Annotated in this window: 23 protein-coding genes and 1 other annotated feature; of the genes, 15 read left to right on the top strand and 8 right to left on the bottom strand. The window is 63.7% G+C overall.

Features of this window, described 5'->3' with window-relative positions:
• The first annotated feature begins 190 nt into the window (after window positions 1-190).
• Both Amn_RS16720 and Amn_RS16715 read left to right on the top strand, forming a co-directional pair.
• Window positions 191-1,093: a VOC family protein gene (locus tag Amn_RS16720; RefSeq protein ID WP_371818567.1), complete on the top strand. Its 903-nt coding sequence runs from the start codon at window positions 191-193 to the stop codon at window positions 1,091-1,093.
• Between the two features lie 99 nt (window positions 1,094-1,192).
• A complete protein-coding gene (locus tag Amn_RS16715; protein ID WP_286290593.1) occupies window positions 1,193-1,423 on the top strand; it encodes a putative quinol monooxygenase in 231 nt (76 codons plus the stop codon).
• Window positions 1,424-1,540: 117 nt separating this feature from the next.
• On the opposite strand, the gene Amn_RS16710 is transcribed toward Amn_RS16715, so the two are convergent.
• From Amn_RS16710 to Amn_RS16685, 6 genes are all read right to left on the bottom strand, one after another.
• Window positions 1,541-3,025 carry a SulP family inorganic anion transporter gene (locus Amn_RS16710; RefSeq protein ID WP_154383975.1) on the bottom strand — a complete coding sequence of 495 codons (1,485 nt, stop codon included), beginning with the start codon at window positions 3,023-3,025 and terminating at the stop codon, window positions 1,541-1,543.
• 65 nt (window positions 3,026-3,090) lie between these two features.
• Window positions 3,091-3,146, bottom strand: a sequence feature (sul1 is cis-regulatory element that is thought to sense ions involved in sulfur or methionine metabolism; They are found in Alphaproteobacteria).
• Window positions 3,147-3,270: 124 nt separating this feature from the next.
• Window positions 3,271-4,572 carry an adenylosuccinate lyase gene (gene purB, locus Amn_RS16705; RefSeq protein WP_067961313.1) on the bottom strand — a complete coding sequence of 434 codons (1,302 nt, stop codon included), beginning with the start codon at window positions 4,570-4,572 and terminating at the stop codon, window positions 3,271-3,273.
• A gap of 60 nt (window positions 4,573-4,632) precedes the next feature.
• The gene (locus Amn_RS16700; protein WP_192315874.1) at window positions 4,633-5,127 is read right to left on the bottom strand and encodes a hypothetical protein; all 495 of its coding nucleotides are present in this window, start codon (window positions 5,125-5,127) and stop codon (window positions 4,633-4,635) included.
• Between the two features lie 47 nt (window positions 5,128-5,174).
• Entirely contained in the window at window positions 5,175-5,897 is a 723-nt protein-coding gene (locus Amn_RS16695) for a DUF2259 domain-containing protein (RefSeq protein ID WP_286290583.1), read from the bottom strand.
• Window positions 5,898-5,973: 76 nt separating this feature from the next.
• The gene (locus Amn_RS16690; RefSeq protein ID WP_263006797.1) at window positions 5,974-6,996 is read right to left on the bottom strand and encodes a P1 family peptidase; all 1,023 of its coding nucleotides are present in this window, start codon (window positions 6,994-6,996) and stop codon (window positions 5,974-5,976) included.
• Window positions 6,996-8,069, bottom strand: a complete 1,074-nt coding sequence (locus tag Amn_RS16685) for a branched-chain amino acid ABC transporter substrate-binding protein (RefSeq protein ID WP_263006798.1) — start codon at window positions 8,067-8,069, stop codon at window positions 6,996-6,998. Before Amn_RS16685 ends, Amn_RS16690 begins: the two co-directional genes overlap by 1 nt.
• Window positions 8,070-8,222: 153 nt before the next feature.
• Between Amn_RS16685 and Amn_RS16680 the strand changes: the two genes are divergently transcribed.
• From Amn_RS16680 to Amn_RS16650, 7 genes are all read left to right on the top strand, one after another.
• Complete coding sequence (locus tag Amn_RS16680) at window positions 8,223-8,717, top strand: flavin reductase family protein (RefSeq protein WP_263006799.1); 495 nt, start codon at window positions 8,223-8,225, stop codon at window positions 8,715-8,717.
• Window positions 8,718-8,737: 20 nt separating this feature from the next.
• Window positions 8,738-9,664 carry an AAA family ATPase gene (locus Amn_RS16675; RefSeq protein WP_192315882.1) on the top strand — a complete coding sequence of 309 codons (927 nt, stop codon included), beginning with the start codon at window positions 8,738-8,740 and terminating at the stop codon, window positions 9,662-9,664.
• Window positions 9,665-9,674: 10 nt separating this feature from the next.
• Window positions 9,675-10,910 carry a vWA domain-containing protein gene (locus Amn_RS16670; protein ID WP_286290574.1) on the top strand — a complete coding sequence of 412 codons (1,236 nt, stop codon included), beginning with the start codon at window positions 9,675-9,677 and terminating at the stop codon, window positions 10,908-10,910.
• Between the two features lie 20 nt (window positions 10,911-10,930).
• Window positions 10,931-11,266: an XdhC family protein gene (locus tag Amn_RS16665; RefSeq protein ID WP_067961329.1), complete on the top strand. Its 336-nt coding sequence runs from the start codon at window positions 10,931-10,933 to the stop codon at window positions 11,264-11,266.
• A gap of 3 nt (window positions 11,267-11,269) precedes the next feature.
• Complete coding sequence (locus Amn_RS16660) at window positions 11,270-11,980, top strand: XdhC family protein (RefSeq protein ID WP_286290571.1); 711 nt, start codon at window positions 11,270-11,272, stop codon at window positions 11,978-11,980.
• A complete protein-coding gene (locus Amn_RS16655; protein ID WP_263006801.1) occupies window positions 11,977-13,587 on the top strand; it encodes an NTP transferase domain-containing protein in 1,611 nt (536 codons plus the stop codon). Before Amn_RS16660 ends, Amn_RS16655 begins: the two co-directional genes overlap by 4 nt.
• A gap of 143 nt (window positions 13,588-13,730) precedes the next feature.
• The gene (locus Amn_RS16650; RefSeq protein WP_502874726.1) at window positions 13,731-14,582 is read left to right on the top strand and encodes an alpha/beta hydrolase family protein; all 852 of its coding nucleotides are present in this window, start codon (window positions 13,731-13,733) and stop codon (window positions 14,580-14,582) included.
• 2 nt (window positions 14,583-14,584) lie between these two features.
• Here the strand turns inward: Amn_RS16650 and Amn_RS16645 are convergent, their stop codons facing one another.
• Window positions 14,585-15,625 carry a DUF1176 domain-containing protein gene (locus Amn_RS16645; RefSeq protein WP_286290567.1) on the bottom strand — a complete coding sequence of 347 codons (1,041 nt, stop codon included), beginning with the start codon at window positions 15,623-15,625 and terminating at the stop codon, window positions 14,585-14,587.
• 66 nt (window positions 15,626-15,691) lie between these two features.
• Window positions 15,692-15,862: a hypothetical protein gene (locus tag Amn_RS16640; protein WP_154383983.1), complete on the bottom strand. Its 171-nt coding sequence runs from the start codon at window positions 15,860-15,862 to the stop codon at window positions 15,692-15,694.
• A gap of 336 nt (window positions 15,863-16,198) precedes the next feature.
• Here Amn_RS16640 and Amn_RS16635 point away from each other — a divergent pair, with 336 nt between their 5' ends.
• The 6 genes from Amn_RS16635 to Amn_RS16610 all read left to right on the top strand — a co-directional run bounded on the left by Amn_RS16635 (window position 16,199) and on the right by Amn_RS16610 (window position 20,020).
• Window positions 16,199-16,705, top strand: coding sequence for a hypothetical protein (locus Amn_RS16635; RefSeq protein WP_286290563.1), 507 nt, complete (start codon window positions 16,199-16,201; stop codon window positions 16,703-16,705).
• Between the two features lie 101 nt (window positions 16,706-16,806).
• On the top strand, window positions 16,807-17,055 hold the full coding sequence (locus Amn_RS16630; RefSeq protein ID WP_115732322.1) for a ParB N-terminal domain-containing protein: 249 nt from the start codon (window positions 16,807-16,809) through the stop codon (window positions 17,053-17,055).
• 83 nt (window positions 17,056-17,138) lie between these two features.
• Entirely contained in the window at window positions 17,139-17,606 is a 468-nt protein-coding gene (locus Amn_RS16625) for an SRPBCC family protein (RefSeq protein WP_154383984.1), read from the top strand.
• 299 nt (window positions 17,607-17,905) lie between these two features.
• The gene (locus Amn_RS16620) at window positions 17,906-18,838 is read left to right on the top strand and encodes an alpha/beta fold hydrolase (protein WP_263006803.1); all 933 of its coding nucleotides are present in this window, start codon (window positions 17,906-17,908) and stop codon (window positions 18,836-18,838) included.
• A 242-nt stretch (window positions 18,839-19,080) separates the two neighbouring features.
• Complete coding sequence (locus Amn_RS16615; RefSeq protein WP_067966415.1) at window positions 19,081-19,545, top strand: aminoacyl-tRNA deacylase; 465 nt, start codon at window positions 19,081-19,083, stop codon at window positions 19,543-19,545.
• Between the two features lie 247 nt (window positions 19,546-19,792).
• On the top strand, window positions 19,793-20,020 hold the full coding sequence (locus Amn_RS16610; protein WP_067961344.1) for a hypothetical protein: 228 nt from the start codon (window positions 19,793-19,795) through the stop codon (window positions 20,018-20,020).
• The last annotated feature ends 48 nt before the right edge of the window (window positions 20,021-20,068 follow it).

Below are 20,068 nucleotides of genomic sequence, written 5' to 3'. Positions count from 1 at the left end.
GCACAAGGGCTCATGTTTGTGTGGGGCGGTGCGCTTCACGGCCAAAGGCGCGCTGCGCGAGGTCATCTACTGTCTTAGATTGATATCGAATCGTTGAACGACGTGTTCGGTCTTTGCTTACTTGTGTGAACGATGCGCGCGGACGATCTATGGCTGGAGAAAAACAGCCGTGTTGGCCGGAGAGTGGATTTTGGAACTGACACGACGCAAACTGGTTGGCAGCGCGGCACTTCTCGCATTGGGTGCGGGAGTGCGGGTCGGCCACACGGAGCCAAGGATGAGCAACATTCCCTTTGCCGCGACGACCCCGATCAGCGTTTCCCGCGTCGGCCTCAAGGCCCGAGATGCCAATGCGCTGGCCAGTTTCTATCGCGACGTCGTCGGCCTGCAGGAACTCAAGCGCGACGGCGAGACGATCACGCTCGGCGCCGGCAGCCGCGCGCTGCTCGACATCGAGGCCGACCAGGCAGCGAAGCCAGACGATCCGCGTAGTGCCGGCCTGTTCCACACCGCATTCCTTTTGCCAAGCCGGGCCGATCTCGGCCGCTGGATCAAGCATGCCATCGACAGGCGCATTCCGGTCGACGGCGCTTCCGACCATCTGGTCAGCGAGGCGCTCTATCTCACCGACCCGGAAGGCAACGGCATCGAGATTTATTCCGACCGCGCGCATGATGGCTGGAAGTGGAATGGCGCGCAGGTCGAGATGGCGACCAGGCAGCTCGACATCGGCTCGATCGTATCAGAAGTGCCCGACGGCGACGCCGGCTGGCAGGGCGCGCCTGAAAACAGCATTGTCGGCCATGTCCACCTGCGCGTCGGTGATCCCGCTGCGGCGGCCCGCTGGTGGCACAGCCAGTTCGGCTTCGACACGGTCGCGGAATACGGCAACAGCGCTGTCTTCCTGTCCTCGGGCGGCTATCACCACCATATCGGCGCCAATTCCTGGCAGAGCCCGGGTGCCGGCAGGCGCGACGCCTCGCTGACCGGCCTTGCCTGGGTCGAGATGCGCTCGGCCGACGCCAAGGCCGCTTCGACCTACGAAGACCCCTGGGGCACGGTCATCCGCGCTGTGCCTGGCCAGCCGGGCTGACTTTCCTCCTGACAGCAACTGGCCGGAGCCTGTGCTAAGCCAATGGCCGAACCGCCAGACCGGCGGTTCGGCCAATGAACATGCAGGACCGGGACAAATATGCTGAAAGTCATCGCTCAGGATTTCATCAGGCCTGAGTTCGTCGAGATCGTGCGGCCGCTCTATGCCGAACTGGTGGAGACGACGCGGCAGGAGCCACTCTGCCTGTCCTATGACCTGTTCGTCGACCAGAACGATCCGGGGCATTTCGTGTTCATCGAGTTGTGGCCGATCGCGCGGCGCTCGATATCCACTGCGCGTCCGAGCATTTCACGCGGCTGGTGCCGCTGATCAACAAGCATCAGCGACAGGACGCGACCTTCATCCTGATGGATGCGTTCGCGGGTTGATAACCGGCGAACGCGTTGGCACAACCATCAGGCAGGCGCAATCCAGGCGGCACGCCTGCTAGTGACCCAGCATACGCTCCATCGCATAAGGCTGGTCGTGTACAGCAAGTTTGTCCATGATCGTGGCACTTGCCTCGTTAAGGCCCATGACCTCGACTTCAGTGCCCTCGCGCCTAAACTTGAGCACTGCCCTGTCCACGGCGCCGACGCCTGTCAGATCCCAAATATGGGCCATGCTGACGTCGATGCGAACGCGTTCCAATTGTTCCCTGAAATCGAAAGAGTCGAGGAAATCGTCGGAGGAAGCAAAAAACAGCTGGCCTTCGACCCTGTAGGTTCGTTCCTTGCCGTCGGCGGTCAGGGATGAGGTGACGCGGAAAATCTGGGATACCTTCCACGCAAAGAAGATGCCCGACAATAGCACGCCTACTCCAACTCCCAATGCGAGGTTGTGCGTGCCCACGACCACGACCACGGTAGCCAGCATGACGATGCTGGAACGGCGCGGATGCTTGCGCAGGTCGTGGAGCGATGACCAGCTGAATGTCCCGATCGATACCATGATCATGACCGCCACGAGTGCAGGCATGGGGATGATGCGCACGAAATCGTCCAACACAAGGATCAGGAAAAGTAGCAGCGATCCGGCCACGAAGCAGGAGAGACGGCCCCGGCCGCCGGACTTCACATTGATCACCGACTGGCCGATCATCGCGCAACCCGCCATGCCTCCAAGGAAGCCGGTGACGAAATTTGCGACTCCTTGCCCGACGGCCTCCCTGTTCTTGTCACTGCGCGTGTCGGTCATTTGGTCGACTATAGATGCTGTCAGTAAGCTTTCGAGCAGGCCAACGGCAGCGACGCTTATCGAATAAGGCAAGATGATCCAGAACGTTTCCATGGTGAAGGGCACGTTGGGGATGAGGAACTCTGGCAGGCTGTTGGGCAAAGCACCAAGATCGCCTACCGTCCGAACATCGATGTCGAGCGCAATCGCTGCCGCGGTGAGAACGATGATGCAAACCAGCGGCGAGGGGATCGACTTGGTAAGGCGGGGGAACAGGTAGATGATGGCGAGGCCGCCGGCAATCATAGCGTAGGTCTGCCACGACATGCCTATCAGTTCGGGCAGTTGCGCCATGAAGATCAGGATGGCAAGGGCATTGACGAAGCCCGTCATCACCGAACGCGAAACGAACCGCATCACATAGCCGATCCGGGCGAATCCGCCGACGACCTGAATGATTCCGGCTAGGATGGTCGCGGCCAACAGGTATTGCAGACCGTGCTCGCGCACCAACGTGACCATCAAGACGGCCGTCGCGGCCGTGGCAGCCGAAATCATGCCTGGACGGCCGCCGGCAATAGAAATGACCACTGCGATTGAGAATGAGGCGTACAGGCCGATCTTGGGGTCGACGCCGGCAATGATTGAAAAGCCGATTGCCTCGGGTATCAGCGCAAGGGCGACGACTATGCCAGCCAGAATGTCATTGCGGACGTTGGAAAGCCAATCGCGGCGAAAATTGTCAAGGATGGTCATTGTGTTGCAGAGGACATGGCAATGGTAAGCTCGCCTGCTGGCGAGCAATCAGATTGCATTGACTGGATTGTCCGGCGGATCGGCGGCCGGAAGAGCCACCCGGAATTGCACCGGGTCCGATGACTGGGTGCCTTCTGCACAGTTCCGGTGCAGAAATCAACGTCTCAAATCGTTCGCGACGGGACGGATGCAAGTCCTTGCGGTGATGCGCGCAAGGACTTTATTTGCGTCGATGGTCGAATAGCTCAGACGAAGACGCGGCTGAAGATCGTGTCGACGTGCTTGGTGTGATAGCCGAGGTCGAACTTTTCACGGATCTCCGCTTCCGGCAAGGCAGCGGTCACTTCCTTGTCGGCGAGCAGTTCCTCGAGGAAGTCCTTGCCTTCTTCCCACACCTTCATGGCGTTGCGCTGGACCAGACGGTAGGCGTCCTCACGGGAAACGCCGGCCTGGGTAAGGGCCAAGAGCACGCGCTGCGAGTGCACCAGGCCGCGGAACTTGTTCATGTTCTTCAGCATGTTGTCGGGATAGACGACGAGCTTGTCGATGACGTTGGTCAGGCGCGCCAGCGCGAAGTCGAGCGTGACGGTGGCATCCGGGCCGATCATGCGTTCGACCGACGAGTGCGAGATGTCGCGCTCGTGCCAGAGCGCCACGTTCTCCATTGCCGGCGCGGCATAGGAGCGGACCATGCGGGCGAGGCCGGTCAGGTTCTCGGTCAAGACAGGGTTGCGCTTGTGCGGCATTGCCGACGAGCCCTTCTGGCCCGGCGAGAAATACTCTTCCGCTTCCAGCACCTCGGTGCGCTGCAGATGGCGGATTTCGGTGGCCAGGCGCTCGATCGACGAGGCGATGACGCCCAGCGTGGCAAAGAACATGGCGTGGCGATCACGCGGGATGACTTGCGTCGACACCGGCTCCGGCTTCAGGCCGAGCTTGGCGGCGACATGCTCCTCGACGCGCGGATCGATGTTGGCGAAGGTGCCGACCGCGCCCGAGATGGCGCAGGTGGCGATGTCCTCGCGGGCATGCACCAGGCGCTCGCGGCAGCGGGTGAACTCGGCGAAGGCCAGCGCCAGCTTGACGCCGAAGGTTGTCGGCTCGGCATGGATGCCATGGCTGCGGCCGATGGTGACGGTGTCCTTGTGCTCGAAGGCGCGGCGCTTGAGAGCGGCCAAAAGCGCGTCGAGGTCGGCGAGCAGCATGTCGGTGGCGCGCACCAGCTGCACGCTGAGGCAGGTGTCGAGCACGTCGGACGAGGTCATGCCCTGGTGGATGAAACGCGAATCCGGGCCGACGAATTCGGCGAGATGCGTCAGGAAGGCGATGACGTCATGCTTGGTGACGCGTTCGATCTCGTCGATGCGCTCGACGTCGAAGGTGGCGGCGCCGCCCTTTTCCCAGATCGTCTTCGCGGCTTCCTTGGGGATGACGCCGATTTCGGCCAACGCGTCACAGGCATGGGCCTCGATCTCGAACCAGATCCGGAACCGGGTTTCGGGAGACCAGATGGCGACCATCTCGGGCCGGGAATAGCGAGGGATCATGGCGGGGCTCGTCCAGCTGTGGTTTCGTTGCGGCTCCCCTAACAGAGGTGGGCGCAATGCTCAACGCGAACGGCTGGCAAACCATGAAGCTGCGGCGAAAAGAGCGACGAATCCGCCGGGAAAATAGAGTCGCAGGCCCAGAACAGCGAATTGATAGAGCGCGACGAGCCCGGTGAAGACGAACTGGAATGCCCAGGTGATGGTGAAGGGTGCGGCATGCCACTCTGCATAATAGCTCCGGTACTGCAGCGCATAGAGCAGGGCGGTCAGGCCGATCGTCACCACCCCGAACGACACGAATGCCGCCGCGAAAGCGGTCTCGCGGCCGCGGTGGCATGACAAAAGGCGCGCCAAGGTCCAGCCGATGGGGAAGGCGATCGCGCCGCCGAGTGCGAACAGCAGCACGACCGCACGGACGCGCACCGGCGTTTCCCAATGGTCGAGCAGAAGCGTCAGGAAGGCGCTGGCGCCCATCGCAAAGCCCCACAGGGCTGCGCCGAGAATGGCAACCCGCAGCGACGGCAGCGCCTGGCCCAGTCGGTGGCGTATGCGCATCGGCCCTCGGCTCTTGCTGCGGGACGGGCCCGCGACAACAGTATTGCTCACATCTGCCCCGTCACGGCGATCCAGCGGTGGTCCGGGCCCTCGAAGCCATGGCGGATGACGGTCACCAGCACGGCATAGGCGGGCGTTCCGCCATCGCCGAAGAAGGTCTGCACACCGCCGATGCGGTATCCGGTCGGGCAACCACGGCTCTGCGGCACGTCCTTGTCTTCCTGCAGCACCTCTGCCTTGCCGTCTTCATCGACGCGGACCAGCTTGAAGCCCTTGGCCGGGCCGATGCCGGCGCAGCGCTCGATCTCGCCGAAGGAAATCTCCGCGAGCTTGAATTCGAGCTGCTTGTCAATGGGCGGAAACACCGGGCGCGGATTGACCGTCATGTTGAACGGGTCGGCACTCGTTTCGGTCACGGCGTTGAAACCGGCGAGGCGGCCGCGATTGGCGGCCAGCTCCTCCTCCTTGACGATTGTGTCGCCGCGCTTGCGCGCTTCGGCGCGCGCTGCGTCGAGGCCCACACTCTCGTCTTCCATCTGAACGCGCACCGGCGTGCCGGGCAGGAACTTGTCCGACGCAGTGTCGATATAGAAGCGATTGGCATAGGCAAAGCCGGAGCCGTCCTGGATGCCATATTCCTCGAAGGCAAAGACCTTGCCGTCGGCGCTGAAGCCGAGCACGTTGAGTTCGGCGGCGTCGCCGGCCCGTGCCACCTGCGAGGCGGCGCACAGCGACATGGCGGCGAGGCAAAGAAGCTTCATCACTTTCATGGCAGTGGCCCCTCCCTGCAGTTGAATCGGCTTTTTAAATGACGGCGCTAACATACAGACAACGAAGAGTTTTGGTTCATCCTTTGCGCGTCGTCCACACCTGCATGATGTCGCCACGCGTGGCGGTCGCAGCGTGCACGCCCCGGGCGATCGCGCGCGCCATGGTCGAGGCGGCGGCAGCGTAGAAGTCGACGACCTCGGCCTGGCCGACCTCGATGCCGCTTGCGCCGGTTGCGAGCGCGAACACCAGGTCGCCGTCGAAAGGCGTGTGCACCGGCCAGATGGCGCGGGTGAAGCCGTCATGCGCCGAGATCGCCAGCCGCTTGGCAGCAGCCTTGGTCAGCACCGCGTCGGTGGCGATGACGGCAATCGTGGTGTTGGCGGCCGCACTGTTGTCTTCCTCGTACTTCTTGAACACGCGCGAAGCGTCTGCAGGCAGTGATGATGGGAATCCCAGTCCGCCGAACTCGCCGTCCAGCTCGAACGGTGCCGCCCAGAAATGCCTGGAGCGGCCGACTGTCACCGACCCCGTCGCGTTGACGGCGACAAGGGCGCCGACCGTCACACCGTTGGGCAGAACCGTCGATGCCGAGCCCAGCCCGCCCTTGAGGCCGGCGGTCAGCGCGCCGGTACCGGCACCTGCCGTGCCCAGCGCGAATTCGCGCGCCGCTGCCTGCACCGCCTCGTAGCCAAGCTCGCGATAGGGCGGATAGCGGCCCCAGTCCTTGTCGCCGCCATTCAGCATGTCGAACAGGATCGCCGCCGGTACGATCGGGATCACCTGGTCGCGCATGGCAAAGCCGATGCCCTTTTCGCGCAGCGCTGCCTGCACACCCGAGGCGGCATCCAGACCGAAGGCCGAGCCACCCGAGAGTGCGACCGCGTTGATCGTCTCGACGGTGTTGTGCGCTTCGAGCAGGTCGGTCTCTCGCGTTCCCGGCGCACCACCCAGCACCTGGCAGGCAGCGGTGGCCGGCGTGTCGCAGATCACCACCGTCACGCCCGATTTCAGCTTTTCTTCGCTGGCGTTGCCGACACGCAGTCCGGCGACGTCGGTGATCAGGTTCAGCGGTCCGGCTGTTAACGTGGCTGGCAGCATTACTGGGTCTCTGCAGGCAGGTAGCTGGTTCCGTCGAAACGAAACAGCCGGAACGGGCTTTCCACAAGGTCGCCCTTGGCGTCGAAGCGGATGGTGCCGATGGCGCTGTCGAAGTCCTGGCCCGCCAGCATGTCCGCGACAGGCTTTCCGCTCGACGCGGCGAGCCGCGCTGCAGCGCCGGCGATTTCCACGGCGGCGTAGCCGGGCAAAGTGTAGCCGTCGGTCATCGTCTTGGCCGCTTCGAACGCCGAACGCACCTCCGGCTTGGCGACATCCGACCATTCAGGCGGTGCGATCATCAACGTGCCCATGGCGGGCGGCACGGTGCGGTCGGCGACGCGCAAGGTCTCGCCGCCGGCGAAAATGATGTCGGCGCCGAGCGAAGCTGCGTCGCGGCCCATCACGGCGATGTCCTCGCCGTCGCCGCCGACGAAGACATGCGTGGCGCCCGCCTTGCGCAGTCGGCCGATCAGCGCGACCTGGTTGTCGAGCTGAGGTCTGTAGGTGTCGAAGAACACCGGCTTCAGCCCGGCCTGTTCGGCGCTGGCGCGGAAACTTTCGGCCAGCTCGCGGCCATAGATCGTGCCGTCGTCGATGATCGCAAACAGCTCGTCGTTCCACAGGCGCGTCAGGATCGAGGCTGCCGCATTGCGCTCACCATCGCCGCGCGGCCCCAGCCGGAACAGCGGCCAGGCGGTCTTGTCACGCAGGTCGGTCAGGCTGTCGGTGCGCACGCCGACCGAAATGACAGGAATGTTGGCGGCCTTGAGCACGGGCAGAGCGGCCTCGACCGCCTCGGTGCAGAGAAAGCCTGCGGCAATCGCAACCTTGGCGTCGATGAACACCTGCGCTGCCTTGGCGCCGCCTTCGGCCGTGCAGCCGTCGTCGGCGATCACCAGAACAGCGTCGCTGCGCGTCGCGGCAAGCTCGGCACCTGATTTGACCTGCTCGCCGAGGATCGCTGACGGACCCGACAGCGGTGTCGCAAGCCCGAGCTTCACCGGCTCGGCATGGGCGGCAAGCGTCGCCAGCGACGCGCAAAGCAGGGTGGTGATGGCCGTTGCGGCTCGCATTCGCTCCGAAAAATCCTCTGCAAGACCAAGTTTAGGCTGATAACCTGACCTACTGCCTGGCCCGGCCAAGCGCAACGTGCTTGTGCCATCTCAGCTTGTGACCCGGTCGATGCGGCCATATATAGCGGTTATGTCTCGTTGCAGGAAAATCCGGTGTTGAAGAAGTTTGAAGTCGGGCCGCAGGCCTACCGGGACGCGATGAGCCATTTTGCCGGCGCGGTGCATCTGTTGACCACCGACGGTCTGGCGGGAAAACGTGGCACCACCGTCATCGCTGCCTGCTCGGTGTCAGACAACCCGCCGATGGTGCTTGTCTGCGTCAACCGCGAGAACCCCAACAACGACCTGTTCGTCAAGAACGGCAACTTTGCCCTCAACACGCTCGCCGCCAGGCACGAGCCACTGGCCGTGGCCTTCTCAGGTGTCACAGGCCTCGCGCCTGAACAGCGCTTCGCCCTTGGCGAGTGGGAGGTGCTGGCATCTGGCGCGCCGGCCCTGATCGGCGCCGTTGCCGTGTTCGACTGCGAGCTCGTCGACGCCAAGGAACTGGCCACCCATCGTGTCATGTTTGGCAAGGTGACAGGCCTGCGCATCGGCGATAATCTTCGCCCGCTGATCTATCACGGCCGCAGCTATCACGTGCTGTAGACCGCCTCTCCGGAAACGCCATGACCGACACGCCTCGTCCAGTTCCCCAGACAATCGACGAGACGCTTAAGATGCTCGCCGGCGCGGACTACGTCGCCGACAGGGCGCTTGCGACGGTACTTTTCTTATCCCTGCGGATGAACCGGCCGCTATTCCTCGAAGGCGAGGCCGGCGTCGGCAAGACCGAGATCGCAAAGGTCCTGGCCAGCGCGCTCGGACGCCGCCTGATCCGGCTGCAATGCTACGAAGGCCTCGACGTTTCCTCCGCCGTCTATGAGTGGAACTATGCGGCGCAGATGATTGAGATTCGCATGGAGGAGGCTGTCGGCAAGGTCGACCGCTCCGACATGGAAAGGAACGTCTTCTCGGAAAAATACCTGATCCGGCGTCCGGTGCTGGACGCGTTGACCGGCAAGGCGGGTGCTGCCCCTGTCTTCCTCATCGACGAACTCGACCGAACCGACGAGGCCTTTGAGGCCTTCCTGCTCGAAATCCTCTCCGACTACCAGGTCACCGTTCCAGAACTCGGCACGATCAGGGCGGAGGAACCGCCGATCGTCATCATCACCACCAACCGCACCCGTGAGATCCACGACGCGCTGAAGCGCCGCTGCCTCTATCACTGGGTCGACTATCCCAATGCAGAGCGCGAGCTCGAAATCGTCAGCCGCAAGGTGCCGCAGGCCAACCGGCGCCTGTCCGCCGAGGTCGTCCGCTTCATCCAGAAATTGCGCGAGATCGAGCTATTCAAGGTGCCCGGCGTCGCCGAAACCATCGACTGGGCGTCGGCGCTGACGGAGCTCGACAAGATAGCACTCGATCCCGAGACGATTTCGGACACCATCGGCGTGCTGCTCAAATATCAGGACGACATCGCGCGCATCGAGCAAGGCGAGGGCCGCCGCATCCTCAACGAGGTGAGGGCGGAGCTGGCTGCGGCGGAGTAGGTGCGGTGACATGACGCCCAGCAGTGCAACATCAGACGGTCGCATCGCCGACAACATCGTCTATTTCGCCCGCGCGCTGCGCAAGGCCGGCATGCGTGTCGGCCCGGCTTCGGTGATTGATGCGATCGAGGCGGTGCTGGCCGCGGGCATCGGCTCGCGCGACGATTTCTACTGGACGCTGCATGCCGTGCTGGTCAGCCGCCACGAGGATCACGCAACCTTCGATGAAGCCTTCCGGCTGTTCTGGAAGTCGCGCGAGCTGATCGAAAAGATGCTGGCGATGTTTTCGCCCGTGGCGCCCGACCGCCGCGAGAAGCAGAAGCCGCGCGCCGCCGAAAACCGCGTCAGCCAGGCGATGTTCGAAGGCCACCACAACAGCCAGCCGCCGCGCGAAATCCCCGAGATCGAGGTCGACGCCCGTTTTACCGTGTCGGGCAACGAGATGCTGCGCGGCAAGGACTTTGCCCAGATGACAGCAAGCGAGATGTCAGACGCCCGGCGCGAGATCGCAGCGCTCAGGCTGCCCTTCGACACCGTGCGCACGCGTCGTTTCAAGCCGGACCCGCATGGCGGCACGGTCGATCCGCGCGCCATGATGCGGGCGGCAGCCCGCACCGGCGGCCAGCTGATCCTGCCGAAATTCCGCTCCGTGCGCGAGGTGCATCCGCCCCTGGTCGTGCTTGCCGACATCTCAGGCTCGATGAGCCAGTACACCCGCATCTTCCTGCATTTCCTGCACGCGCTGGCCGAAAAGCGCCGGCGCGTGCACACCTTCGTCTTCGGCACCAGGTTGACCAACCTGACCCGGCAGATGCGTCACCGCGATCCCGACACGGCCCTTGCCGACTGCTCCGCCGCGGTCAAGGACTGGTCCGGCGGCACCCGCATCGGCGACACGTTGGGCGAGTTCAACCGTTTGTGGTCGCGCCGGGTGCTCGGGCAGGGCGCCGTGGTACTTTTGATCACTGACGGGCTCGAGCGTGACGATGTGTCAGGGCTCGCCGAAGAAATGGAGCGGCTCAAGAAGTCCTGCCGCCGACTGATCTGGCTCAACCCGTTGCTGCGCTTCGAGGGGTTCGAAGCGCGCGCGCGCGGGGTTCGTGCCATGCTGCCTTATGTCGACGAGTTCCGCCCGGTGCACAATCTCAACGCGCTTGGCGATCTCTGCGCTTCGCTCGGCGCGCCGGCGTCGCGCGACACCGACCCCAGATTGTGGATGATCGACGGCCTGCGCCGGGCGGCGTAAGGTCGCAAAGGGAGGTTTCCATGCCAAGCAAGTTTCTCGATGAGGCCCGCGACCCGCTGATCATCGCCGAAGGCTGGATGAAGGACGGCAAGGATGTCGCCATCGCCACCGTGGTCGAAACCTGGGGCTCGGCGCCGCGCCCCGTCGGCAGCCATCTCGTTATCGACGCCGAAGGCACCTTCCATGGCTCGGTCTCCGGCGGCTGCGTCGAGGGGGCGGTGATATCAGAGGCCCTCGATGTCATCGGCAGCGGCCAGCCGAAGATGCTGGAGTTCGGTGTCGCCGACGAGACGGCGTGGCAGGTCGGCCTGTCCTGTGGCGGCAAGATCAGGGTTTATGTCGAGCGGTTGGGCTGATCGATGGATCCTTATGTTCTGAAAACGCTGAATGCCGAGCGTCGCGCCCGCCGCGCCGCGATACTCGTCACCGACATCGGGGATGGCCGCGACCGCGTCGTCAGGGAAGGCGATGCCGTCGCAGGCGACCTTGGCCAGGCGATCGCCAGGGCATTTCGCAGCGGCATGTCCGGCCTGGTCGAGGCCGAAGGCCACAATTTCTTCCTCAACGTGCACCTGCCACAGCCCAGGCTGGTGGTGATCGGCGCCGTCCATATCAGCCAGGCACTTGCGCCGATGGCCAAGATCGCCGGCTTTCCGCTGGAGATTATCGACCCGCGCACGGCCTTCACCAGCGATGAACGTTTCCCCGACGTCGTCCACAAGGCCGAGTGGCCCGAGGATGCGCTGAAGCATTGTCCGCTCGATCGTTATGCCGCACTTGCCGCCATCACCCACGATCCCAAAATCGACGACTGGCCGCTCAAGGCAGCACTCGATGCCGAGTGTTTTTATGTCGGTGCGCTGGGCAGCCGCAAGACGCATGGCCGGCGCGTAGAGCGCCTGCTGGCAATGGGCGTGACGCCGGAGCAGATCGACCGCATCAACGCGCCGATCGGGCTCGACATCGGTGCCGCCAACCCCGCCGAGATCGCGGTTGCCATTCTCGCGCAGGTCATTTCGGCGTTCCGTGCGCGCGGCCTCGGCGCCAAGGCAAAAAGCGAGGCGGCGTGAGATTTGGCGCAATCCCCGTCGACCAGGCCAAGGGCGCTGTGCTTGCGCATTCCACCAGCGCCGGTGACCTCCGCTACCGCAAGGGCCATGTGCTTGCCGCCGAAGACGTGGCCATCCTCGCAGCCTCGGGGCTGAGCGAGATCGTCGTCGCCGTGCTGGAGCCGGGCGATCTCGGCGAAGACCAGGCGGCTGGGGCGATCGCGGCCAGCATGCGGCACCGTCATATCGAGGTGAAGCCGGCGGCGACCGGCCGGGTCAATCTGCATGCGCGTGAAGCCGGCGTCTTCACCGTCGATGCCGGCCTGATCGACGCCATCAACGCCATAGACCCCTCGATAACGGTTGCCACTCTGGCCCAGCATTTCACGGTCGAAAAAGACCAGATGGTCGCGACGGTGAAGATCATCCCCTTTGCCGTGTCAGGCGATCTGGTGCGGCAGGCGACCGAACTGTGCGCCAAAGGCGAGATCTTCGCCGTCAATGCCTTCGCGGCGAAGCGCGTCGGCGTCATCCAGACCATGCTGCCCAGCGTCAAGCCAAGCGTGCTTGACAAGACCGCGCGCCTGACCCAGCAGCGGCTGGCACGCTCGGGCAGCCGGCTCGTCGCCGAACGGCGAACGGCGCATGAGGCCGGTGCGGTGGCCGAGGCCACCAGGCAGCTTGCCCGCGACAACGACCTCGTCGTCATTTTCGGCGCTTCGGCGCTGGCCGATTTCGATGACGTCATCCCGGCCGCCATCCGCGCCGCCGGCGGCACCGTCGTCCGTTCCGGCATGCCGGTCGATCCCGGTAACCTTCTTGTGCTTGGCCATATCGGCAAGACCGCCGTTCTCGGTGCGCCGGGTTGCGCGCGCAGCCCCAAGGAAAACGGCTTCGACTGGGTGCTCGACCGGCTGATGGCAGGGCTCGACGTCTCCGCGGCCGACATTGCCGGAATGGGCGTCGGCGGCCTGCTGATGGAAATTGCGACGCGGCCGCAGCCACGCGATCTCACCGCCATTCCGTCGGTTCCGAAAGTGCATGCCGTGCTGCTCGCCGCCGGTCGTTCCAGCCGCATGGGCGGGCCCAACAAGCTTTTGGCGCTGTTCCAGGGCAAGCCGCTTGTGCGCCGAACCGCCGAACGGGTGCTTGCGTCGAAGGCCGAAAGCACTGTCGTTGTGTCAGGCCATCAGGCGAGCCGCATCGGTGATGCGCTCGCCGGGCTCGACATTCCCGCGACCCACAATGCCGACTTTGCCTCAGGCCTCGCCAGTTCGCTCAAGGCGGGAATTTCGGCGCTTCCCGAGGATGCAGCCGGTGCGCTGATCGTTCTCGGCGACATGCCCGAGGTGCTGCCGGCCGACCTCGACCGGCTGATCGAGGCCTTCGAGCGGGCAGGCGGCCGTGCGGTTGTCCGCGCCACCCATGACGGTAAACGTGGCAATCCGGTGATCCTGCCGCGCGCCCTGTTTGCAGCCGTTGCCCATCTCGAAGGCGACACCGGCGCCCGGCATCTGATCGAGAGCGAAAGCGTCGATGTCGTCGACATCGAGATCGGCGCCGGCGCTGCCGTCGACGTCGACACGCCCGAGGCGCTGGCAGGAGCGGGCGGGGTGCCGCAGGATTGAGGCTGTTGACAAAGCGCCTGCCGGTTGGCCAACCCTACGTCATGTCATTCGATTTGAAGTCTCATTCCTTCACGCCCCCCTCATGTCCGGCAGGACAGAGGGGGGCAACGTCGAGCGCATTCCTTCGACGGCTCGCCTGGGGCGTGATAGCGCTTGCTTTCTCGTCGCTAGCAACCACCGCCCATGCTCAATCCCTCGCCCCCTACAAGGACGAGCTCTTCGCCTATCCTGCCATCCTCTCGTCCGAGGGCGAGACCTACCGCGTCGTCGACTACCAGGAGATGCGCGACATCAACGAGCGCGACCAGGTGCCGGAGCGGCGGGTTCAGGGCAAATACGTCTCGACGGGCGTCCGCAAGGCACAACAGGACCTGGTGCTGAAGCTTGATGCCGGCGACGTCAGGCACTTCGCCGTCGGCAAGACCGAGGGCGCTTCAGTCATCGTGCTTTATCTTCATGGCCAGGGCGGTAGCCGCAAGCAGGGTGTCGACGATTTCACCTTCGGCGGCAATTTCAACCGTATCAAGAACCTGATGGCCGCCAATGGCGGGCTCTATCTGTCGCCCGACTTTTCCGACTTCGGCGACAAGGGCGTTGCAGAGGTGGCGGCGCTTATCGACCACTACGCGGCGCAGTCACCTGGCGCCAGGATCGTCGTCGCCTGCGGCTCGATGGGCGGCCAGCTGTGCTGGGGACTGGCGCGCGACGCCAAGGCAGCCAGGAAGCTGGGCGGGCTGATGTTGCTCGGCTCGCTCTGGGACGACTTCTTCCTCAAATCACCGGCCTTCGCGGCCAATGTGCCGGTGTTCTTCGGCCACGGCAGCAAGGATCCTGTTTTCCCCGCCGACAAGCAGGAGGCGTTCTTCCGCTCGATCCTGGCCAAGAACAAAAGCTATCCGACGCGCTTCGTCCGCTTCGAGACCGGAACCCACGGCACGCCGATCCGCATGACCGACTGGCGCGAGACGCTCAACTGGATGCTGTCTGCGAAATAGCCTCAAGGTCCCGAATTGTAGTCGAGCACCGTCTCGGGGTTGATTTCGCCGTCATAGGACGCATCGACGTCGTACCGGACCAGCGCAAACGCGCCGTCGCGGAACAGCCAGGTGCCGTCGGATGAGGCATCGCCGACGCCGCGCCATTTGGCGTGCGAAGTGATCGTCATCGTCTTGTCGTCGAAGGACGAATTGACCAGCGCGTTTTCCGTGCGGTAGCCGATGACGTTGACGCTCTCGAGTTTGCCGTCGGGATTGTCGCCCTCGTAGTGGATGTCGAGCTCGGGGGCGGCGAAATGCTGCTCGTTCAGCCCGTCGGCCTCGTTCCAGAGATAATAGACATGGGTCTCGTTATAGGCGCCCATCTCGCAGAAGAAGCGGAACAGCCGGGCTTCGCTGGCCGGCGCGTCGGCGGCGTCCGATTTGTTGTGGTAGGGAATCTTGTAGCTCTGGATCGCCTCGTTACCTTCACGGGCAACGTCGCACTGGGCCTTGTGGCTTGCAGCGAATGTCTTGGTGGCAAGGTCGAGCACGGCGTCGATCTCTGTGGGTGGGGCATCGCCACACTGCTTGGGCAGCGCTTCGCTCAGATTGCCTTCGGCTGGCTTGAGTGCACCTTTCTCGAGCTGGATCGGGGTGAAGGGCGGCTCCTGGATCGAGCCGTTGACCTGCCGGGCGGTGTAGCAGCCGGCGAAAACCTTCTCGGTGCCGTCCTTGTCTATGGCGCGAATGGCGACCGGGATGTTGTAGAAGATCGAGCCGGCAGCGCCGTCCGAACTGACCGCGCCTGTCTCGATCTCGACGCGCTCGGTTTTCTCATATCCCTTGGCGAATTCGGCAAAGTCCTTGGCGGGCTTGGCATCGCCGAAATAGTCCCAGGCACGGGCATATTCCTTGCGGCTGACCGCATTGTAGAGCGAGCGTACCACGGCGGCCGCATCGGATCGGTCATCGAGATAGGGCAGATCGGCGGCCAGCGCCTGGAACGACCAGAGGCTGGTCAAGGCGGCGGTCAATGCTGCCCGTGTCGAAAAAGTCCTCATCGCGAATCTCCTGCCTGCCGCAATGATGCATCATCGATTGCGGCAGCGCAGTGACGCGCGGAACCATCATGCCTGGCGCGTCGACATTTCGCGGGCGATACGGGGAAAATCTGCCGGCTTGATACCGATGTCGGCGCGGTCGGCCGAGTTCATCGCGTTCAGCAAAGCAAGCGCCGCACGATAGCGGACCTGTTCCTTGGGGCGAGGGCGGGCGAACAATTCGGTATAGAAACCCATCTCTCAGGCTCCGGTTTGTCCTCCCATGGCGACATATAGGTGATTCCGGCGTGATTGTGCAGTGCAGCATCGGCATGGCTGCCATGCAGTGCATGGAAAAATCTTTCACGACCGGTGTAACAAGTCAGGTGTCGGTTGCGTAACTGAATAGCCGGCACTGCTGGCTTTCCTCGCCGCAAGGCGACTTCGGGCCGCATATTACCCCCCCATGCGGCCCGGTTTTTTTGTGCCGACATTTCTAAGAAGCCACTGGCGTCACGAAACGATTCTTAACCGAGCCTGATTACGGTTCCGGCAAATATTGCGTATCATGCCGTTTCGTGCGGAGGGCCTTGCATGGGCACCGAGACCAATCGCGACTTCGCTTCGTTGCTCGACGACCTGTTCGTCGCGCCCGAGCCTGGCGAGATTGCGCCCGCGCCGACCATCCCGTTCGACTATCTCGCCGTTGCCGAGGAACTGCATTCCGGCCGCATCCGCGTTTCGGGCGAGACCGCGACCGCCGGCTATCGTGAGGCGGGCGAGGCGCTCGAGGACGAATTCGTTTCCCTGCTCGACATGGTCAGGGCCAGGGCTGTGGCCGACGCCGTCGAAGCCGCGGCGGGTCCTCTGGAGCCCCCAGCGCCCGAACCGCCGTCGATCGACCCGGACGCGATCGCCGCCGAGCTCGGCCTGGCCGAAGCCAAGCCGGCCGATCTCGCCAGGCTGCGCCGTATCTTTGCGCTCGCCAACCACCCCGACCGCGTGGCGCCGCATCTGCGCCAGCGCGCCATGGTGCGCATGCAACTCGCCAACATGATGATCGACGACGCCAAGCGCCGCGCCGCCAAGAAAAAAAGCTGACGCCGCCTTCAGCCTGATGCCGGACCGGCCAGTGCCCCGCTTGGCCGATGCAGCGAGACGTCCTATCTGTGAGACGCTGCATCGCACTGCCGGGAGGCCCCATGCTCAGAGTCCAGAAGATACCGCTCGACGACATCTACGTGCCCGCGGCGCGCAAGAAGACGTTGCATCCCGAAACGGTGCGGCATCTCGCCGAAGACATCGTCGAGAACGGCATGAAGACGCCGATCCAGGTGCGACACGACGGCAAGCGCTACGTGCTGGTCGAGGGGTTGCATCGGCTCGAGGCGGCGCGCTGGCTCGGCGAGACCAGCATCGATTCCTATCTCGTCCAGGCGCGGAAACACTAGCCAGATTTTTTCCGGCGGCCTGTCGGATCGAGCGCGGCTGGCTCGTCCTAGGTCCGAAAGCTGATTTCAACGAGGAGACTGAAATGACTTCTGCCAACGATCGCGAACTGGTCCTGACCCGCATCATCGCTGCACCGCGCGAAAAACTCTATCGCTGCTGGACCGATGCTGAACTTTTGCCGAAGTGGTTCGCGCCGCTGCCCTGGACGACGGCCAGCGCCAAGCTCGACGTGCGTGCCGGCGGCACCAGCGCGATCACCATGCGCAGCCCCGAGGGCGTCGACTACCCGAGCTCGGGTGTCTATCTCGAAGTCGTGCCGAACGAGAAGCTGGTCTTCACCGACGCCTTTACCGAGGCCTGGCAGCCATCGGAAAAGCCGTTCATGGCGGCGACCGTGACCTTCGAGGACATTGGCGGCGGCAAGACCCGCTACACCGCCGTTGCCCGTCACTGGAACGTCGAGGACCGCGAAGCCCACGAAAAGATGGGTTTCCACGAAGGCTGGGGTCAGTGCGCGGATCAGCTCGAGGCGCTCGCCAAGACGCTCTGAGGATTATTGCCTGATTGCGAAAAGGCCAGGTCGGCAGACCTGGCCTTTTCGATTCCTAGGGCGGCGGCGGCCTCGTGAGCATGGTCTGACGTTGCCCTACGAAGCCAACCTTCGGCTTACTGATCTTTCGCACCCCCTCTGGCCGGCAGGGCAGAGGGGGGTGGGAAGGATCGCGGCGCGGCAAGTCACTGCAAAAATTGTTCCACCCGTGGAAAATTTCGCCCACGATGTAGGCATGCGTTCGCCTCGTTCGTCCTAGAGGCAAGAGCGACGAGGCTCGGACAGGAGAGGACGAGGACATGAACAAGCGCAGTTTCATCACCATGCTGGCGGCGGCGGCATTTGCAGTTGTGACGGGAGGAGCAGCGATGGCCGAGACGGCGAAAGCCACGGATGCCGGCGTCAAGGCAGGTCATGCCGAGATCAACGGTGTAAACTATTATTACGAGATCCACGGCGAGGGCGAGCCGCTGCTCCTGTTGCATGGCGGGCTGGGGTCGATCGACATGTTCGGGCCGGTGCTGCCGGCGTTGTCGAAGAATCGCCAGGTGATCGCCGTCGATCTTTATGGTCATGGCCGCACCGCGCTGACCGATCGCAAGATGAGCATGATCGACATGGGCGACGACATGGCCGGGCTGGTCAAGAAACTCGGCTACGACCAGGTCGACGCGCTTGGCTATTCCTTCGGCTCGGGCGTCGCTTTCCGCCTGGCCGTGCAGCATCCCGAGACGGTGCGCCGGCTGGCGCTGGTGTCGGCAGCCTATGCCCAGGACGGCTTCTATCCCGAAATGCTGCCGATGCAGGCCCAGGTCGGCGCCGGTATGGCCGAAATGATGAAGCAGACGCCGATGTACCAGACCTATGCGGCGGTGGCGCCCAAGGTCGAGGATTTCCCGAAACTGCTCGACCAGATGGGCGAGTTCATGCGCCAGCCCTATGACTGGGCCGAGGACGTCAAGACGCTGAAGATGCCGGTCATGCTGGTTTATGGCGACAGCGACATGTACCGGCCCGAGCACATCGTGAAGTTCTACCAGTTGCTCGGCGGCGGGCTGAAGGATGCCGGCTGGATGCGCGAGAACATGTCGCAGAACCGGCTGGCGATCATCCCCAACCGCACCCACTACGACGTGTTCTTCGCACCGGAACTGGCGACGACCGTGCTGCCCTTCCTCAATGGCGAGACCAAGGTCAAGACCTGGGACGAGCAGGTCAAGGAATCGCAGTAGCGCAATGGCCGGGCGCCTGCCGGAAATCGGCGGCGCCCGGCCAATTTCCTTGCCGGACCACGGCTTCGAATGGTATCGTTCGGGCACGCTGAAAATGCCCCTTGCAGGGTGTCGGAGATGCGGCCAGCAAACTGATCGAAAATGAGCTGGCGATGATGCGGCCCAACTTGCCGCACGGCAGTCGATGCCGCTTTCTACATGCAGGCCGCAGTGACGCGATGATGCCACGAAAGGAAGTGGTCATGGCTATCTCATTGACGATGCAGGAATATCTCGAAGACAATCACATCCGCTACGATGCCGCCAGGCATGCGCGCACCGGCTGCTCGATGATGACGGCGCAAGCGAGCCATGTGCCCGGCAGTGCGCTGGCCAAAGGCGTGGTGCTGAAATGGGAGGACGGCTATGTGCTGGCCGTGCTGCCGGCGACCCGCCATGTCGATCTTGCCCGAATGCGCGAGATCATCGGCGACAAGGTGAGGCTGGCGACCGAAGAAGAGGCGAGTTCGCTGTTTCCCGACTGCGACGAAGGTGCGGTGCCGATCCTCGGCGTGCCCTACAGGGTGGCCTGTGTGGTCGACGAGCAACTGCGCCGCGGCAGCGATGTCTATTTCGAGGGCGGCGACCACCGCACCCTCGTGCATGTCACCGGGGACGAGTTTTCGCGGCTGATGTATGGCATGCCGCAGGCCCGCATCAGCTGGTGAAAAGTTGAGCCCGGCGTGAAGGGGCGGGGCGCGCCTTTACGCAAGTCATTGAATGACGATGCCTATTGCCGCTTAAGGTGTTGACCGGGGCGGCAGGCCGGACGCCCTCAGGGGCGGTTCGGTCGACAGCGAGAGGTTTTTTCGCCGTTCGGGAAAATACCTGCTTCGTGTCACCGATCCGCCATTCGGCGGTCATGGTTCGGGGCTATGGTGAGCAATGTCGAAATGGTCACGAATGGAGGCGACTATGGACGACCAGCATGAACTGACACTCGAAGACCTGCTGCAGGATCCGATCATCCTGAAAGTCATGGAACGCGACGGCTATTGCCCCGACGACATCCGCCTTCTGGCGCGGCATGCCACTTCGGGCGCCCAGGTCTGGGAAAGCGTATCCTCGCGGGCCAGCGCCCGCCGGCAGAGCCGCTTGGCTTTCCGCACGGCCAATGCGTCGTGCACGTCGCTTTGCGCGTAAAGCCGCAACCTGCGATGTGACTGCCGCCTGAGGCAGTCACCCCCACCT

Source organism: Aminobacter sp. Y103A (assembly GCF_030294925.1).
In the GTDB taxonomy this organism is placed as follows: Bacteria; Pseudomonadota; Alphaproteobacteria; order Rhizobiales; family Rhizobiaceae; genus Aminobacter; species Aminobacter ciceronei.
The sequence above is the reverse complement of the archived record's forward strand: the minus strand, read 5'-3'. Positions and strand labels throughout refer to the sequence as shown.

Bases quoted from the DNA above. Each gene is read 5' to 3' on its own strand.
- Amn_RS16665 (WP_067961329.1), top strand. From the start codon at position 10,931: ATGCCAAGCAAGTTTCTCGATGAGGCCCGCGACCCGCTGATCATCGCC.
- Amn_RS16625 (WP_154383984.1), top strand. From the start codon at position 17,139: ATGACTTCTGCCAACGATCGCGAACTGGTCCTGACCCGCATCATCGCT.
- Amn_RS16675 (WP_192315882.1), top strand. From the start codon at position 8,738: ATGACCGACACGCCTCGTCCAGTTCCCCAGACAATCGACGAGACGCTT.
- Amn_RS16610 (WP_067961344.1), top strand. From the start codon at position 19,793: ATGGACGACCAGCATGAACTGACACTCGAAGACCTGCTGCAGGATCCG.
- Amn_RS16630 (WP_115732322.1), top strand. From the start codon at position 16,807: ATGCTCAGAGTCCAGAAGATACCGCTCGACGACATCTACGTGCCCGCG.
- Amn_RS16645 (WP_286290567.1), bottom strand. From the start codon at position 15,625: ATGAGGACTTTTTCGACACGGGCAGCATTGACCGCCGCCTTGACCAGC.
- purB (WP_067961313.1), bottom strand. From the start codon at position 4,572: ATGATCCCTCGCTATTCCCGGCCCGAGATGGTCGCCATCTGGTCTCCC.
- Amn_RS16710 (WP_154383975.1), bottom strand. From the start codon at position 3,025: ATGACCATCCTTGACAATTTTCGCCGCGATTGGCTTTCCAACGTCCGC.
- Amn_RS16690 (WP_263006797.1), bottom strand. From the start codon at position 6,996: ATGCTGCCAGCCACGTTAACAGCCGGACCGCTGAACCTGATCACCGAC.
- Amn_RS16635 (WP_286290563.1), top strand. From the start codon at position 16,199: ATGGGCACCGAGACCAATCGCGACTTCGCTTCGTTGCTCGACGACCTG.
- Amn_RS16660 (WP_286290571.1), top strand. From the start codon at position 11,270: ATGGATCCTTATGTTCTGAAAACGCTGAATGCCGAGCGTCGCGCCCGC.
- Amn_RS16620 (WP_263006803.1), top strand. From the start codon at position 17,906: ATGAACAAGCGCAGTTTCATCACCATGCTGGCGGCGGCGGCATTTGCA.
- Amn_RS16695 (WP_286290583.1), bottom strand. From the start codon at position 5,897: ATGAAAGTGATGAAGCTTCTTTGCCTCGCCGCCATGTCGCTGTGCGCC.
- Amn_RS16715 (WP_286290593.1), top strand. From the start codon at position 1,193: ATGCTGAAAGTCATCGCTCAGGATTTCATCAGGCCTGAGTTCGTCGAG.
- Amn_RS16700 (WP_192315874.1), bottom strand. From the start codon at position 5,127: ATGCGCATACGCCACCGACTGGGCCAGGCGCTGCCGTCGCTGCGGGTT.
- Amn_RS16640 (WP_154383983.1), bottom strand. From the start codon at position 15,862: ATGGGTTTCTATACCGAATTGTTCGCCCGCCCTCGCCCCAAGGAACAG.
- Amn_RS16670 (WP_286290574.1), top strand. From the start codon at position 9,675: ATGACGCCCAGCAGTGCAACATCAGACGGTCGCATCGCCGACAACATC.
- Amn_RS16615 (WP_067966415.1), top strand. From the start codon at position 19,081: ATGGCTATCTCATTGACGATGCAGGAATATCTCGAAGACAATCACATC.
- Amn_RS16685 (WP_263006798.1), bottom strand. From the start codon at position 8,069: ATGCGAGCCGCAACGGCCATCACCACCCTGCTTTGCGCGTCGCTGGCG.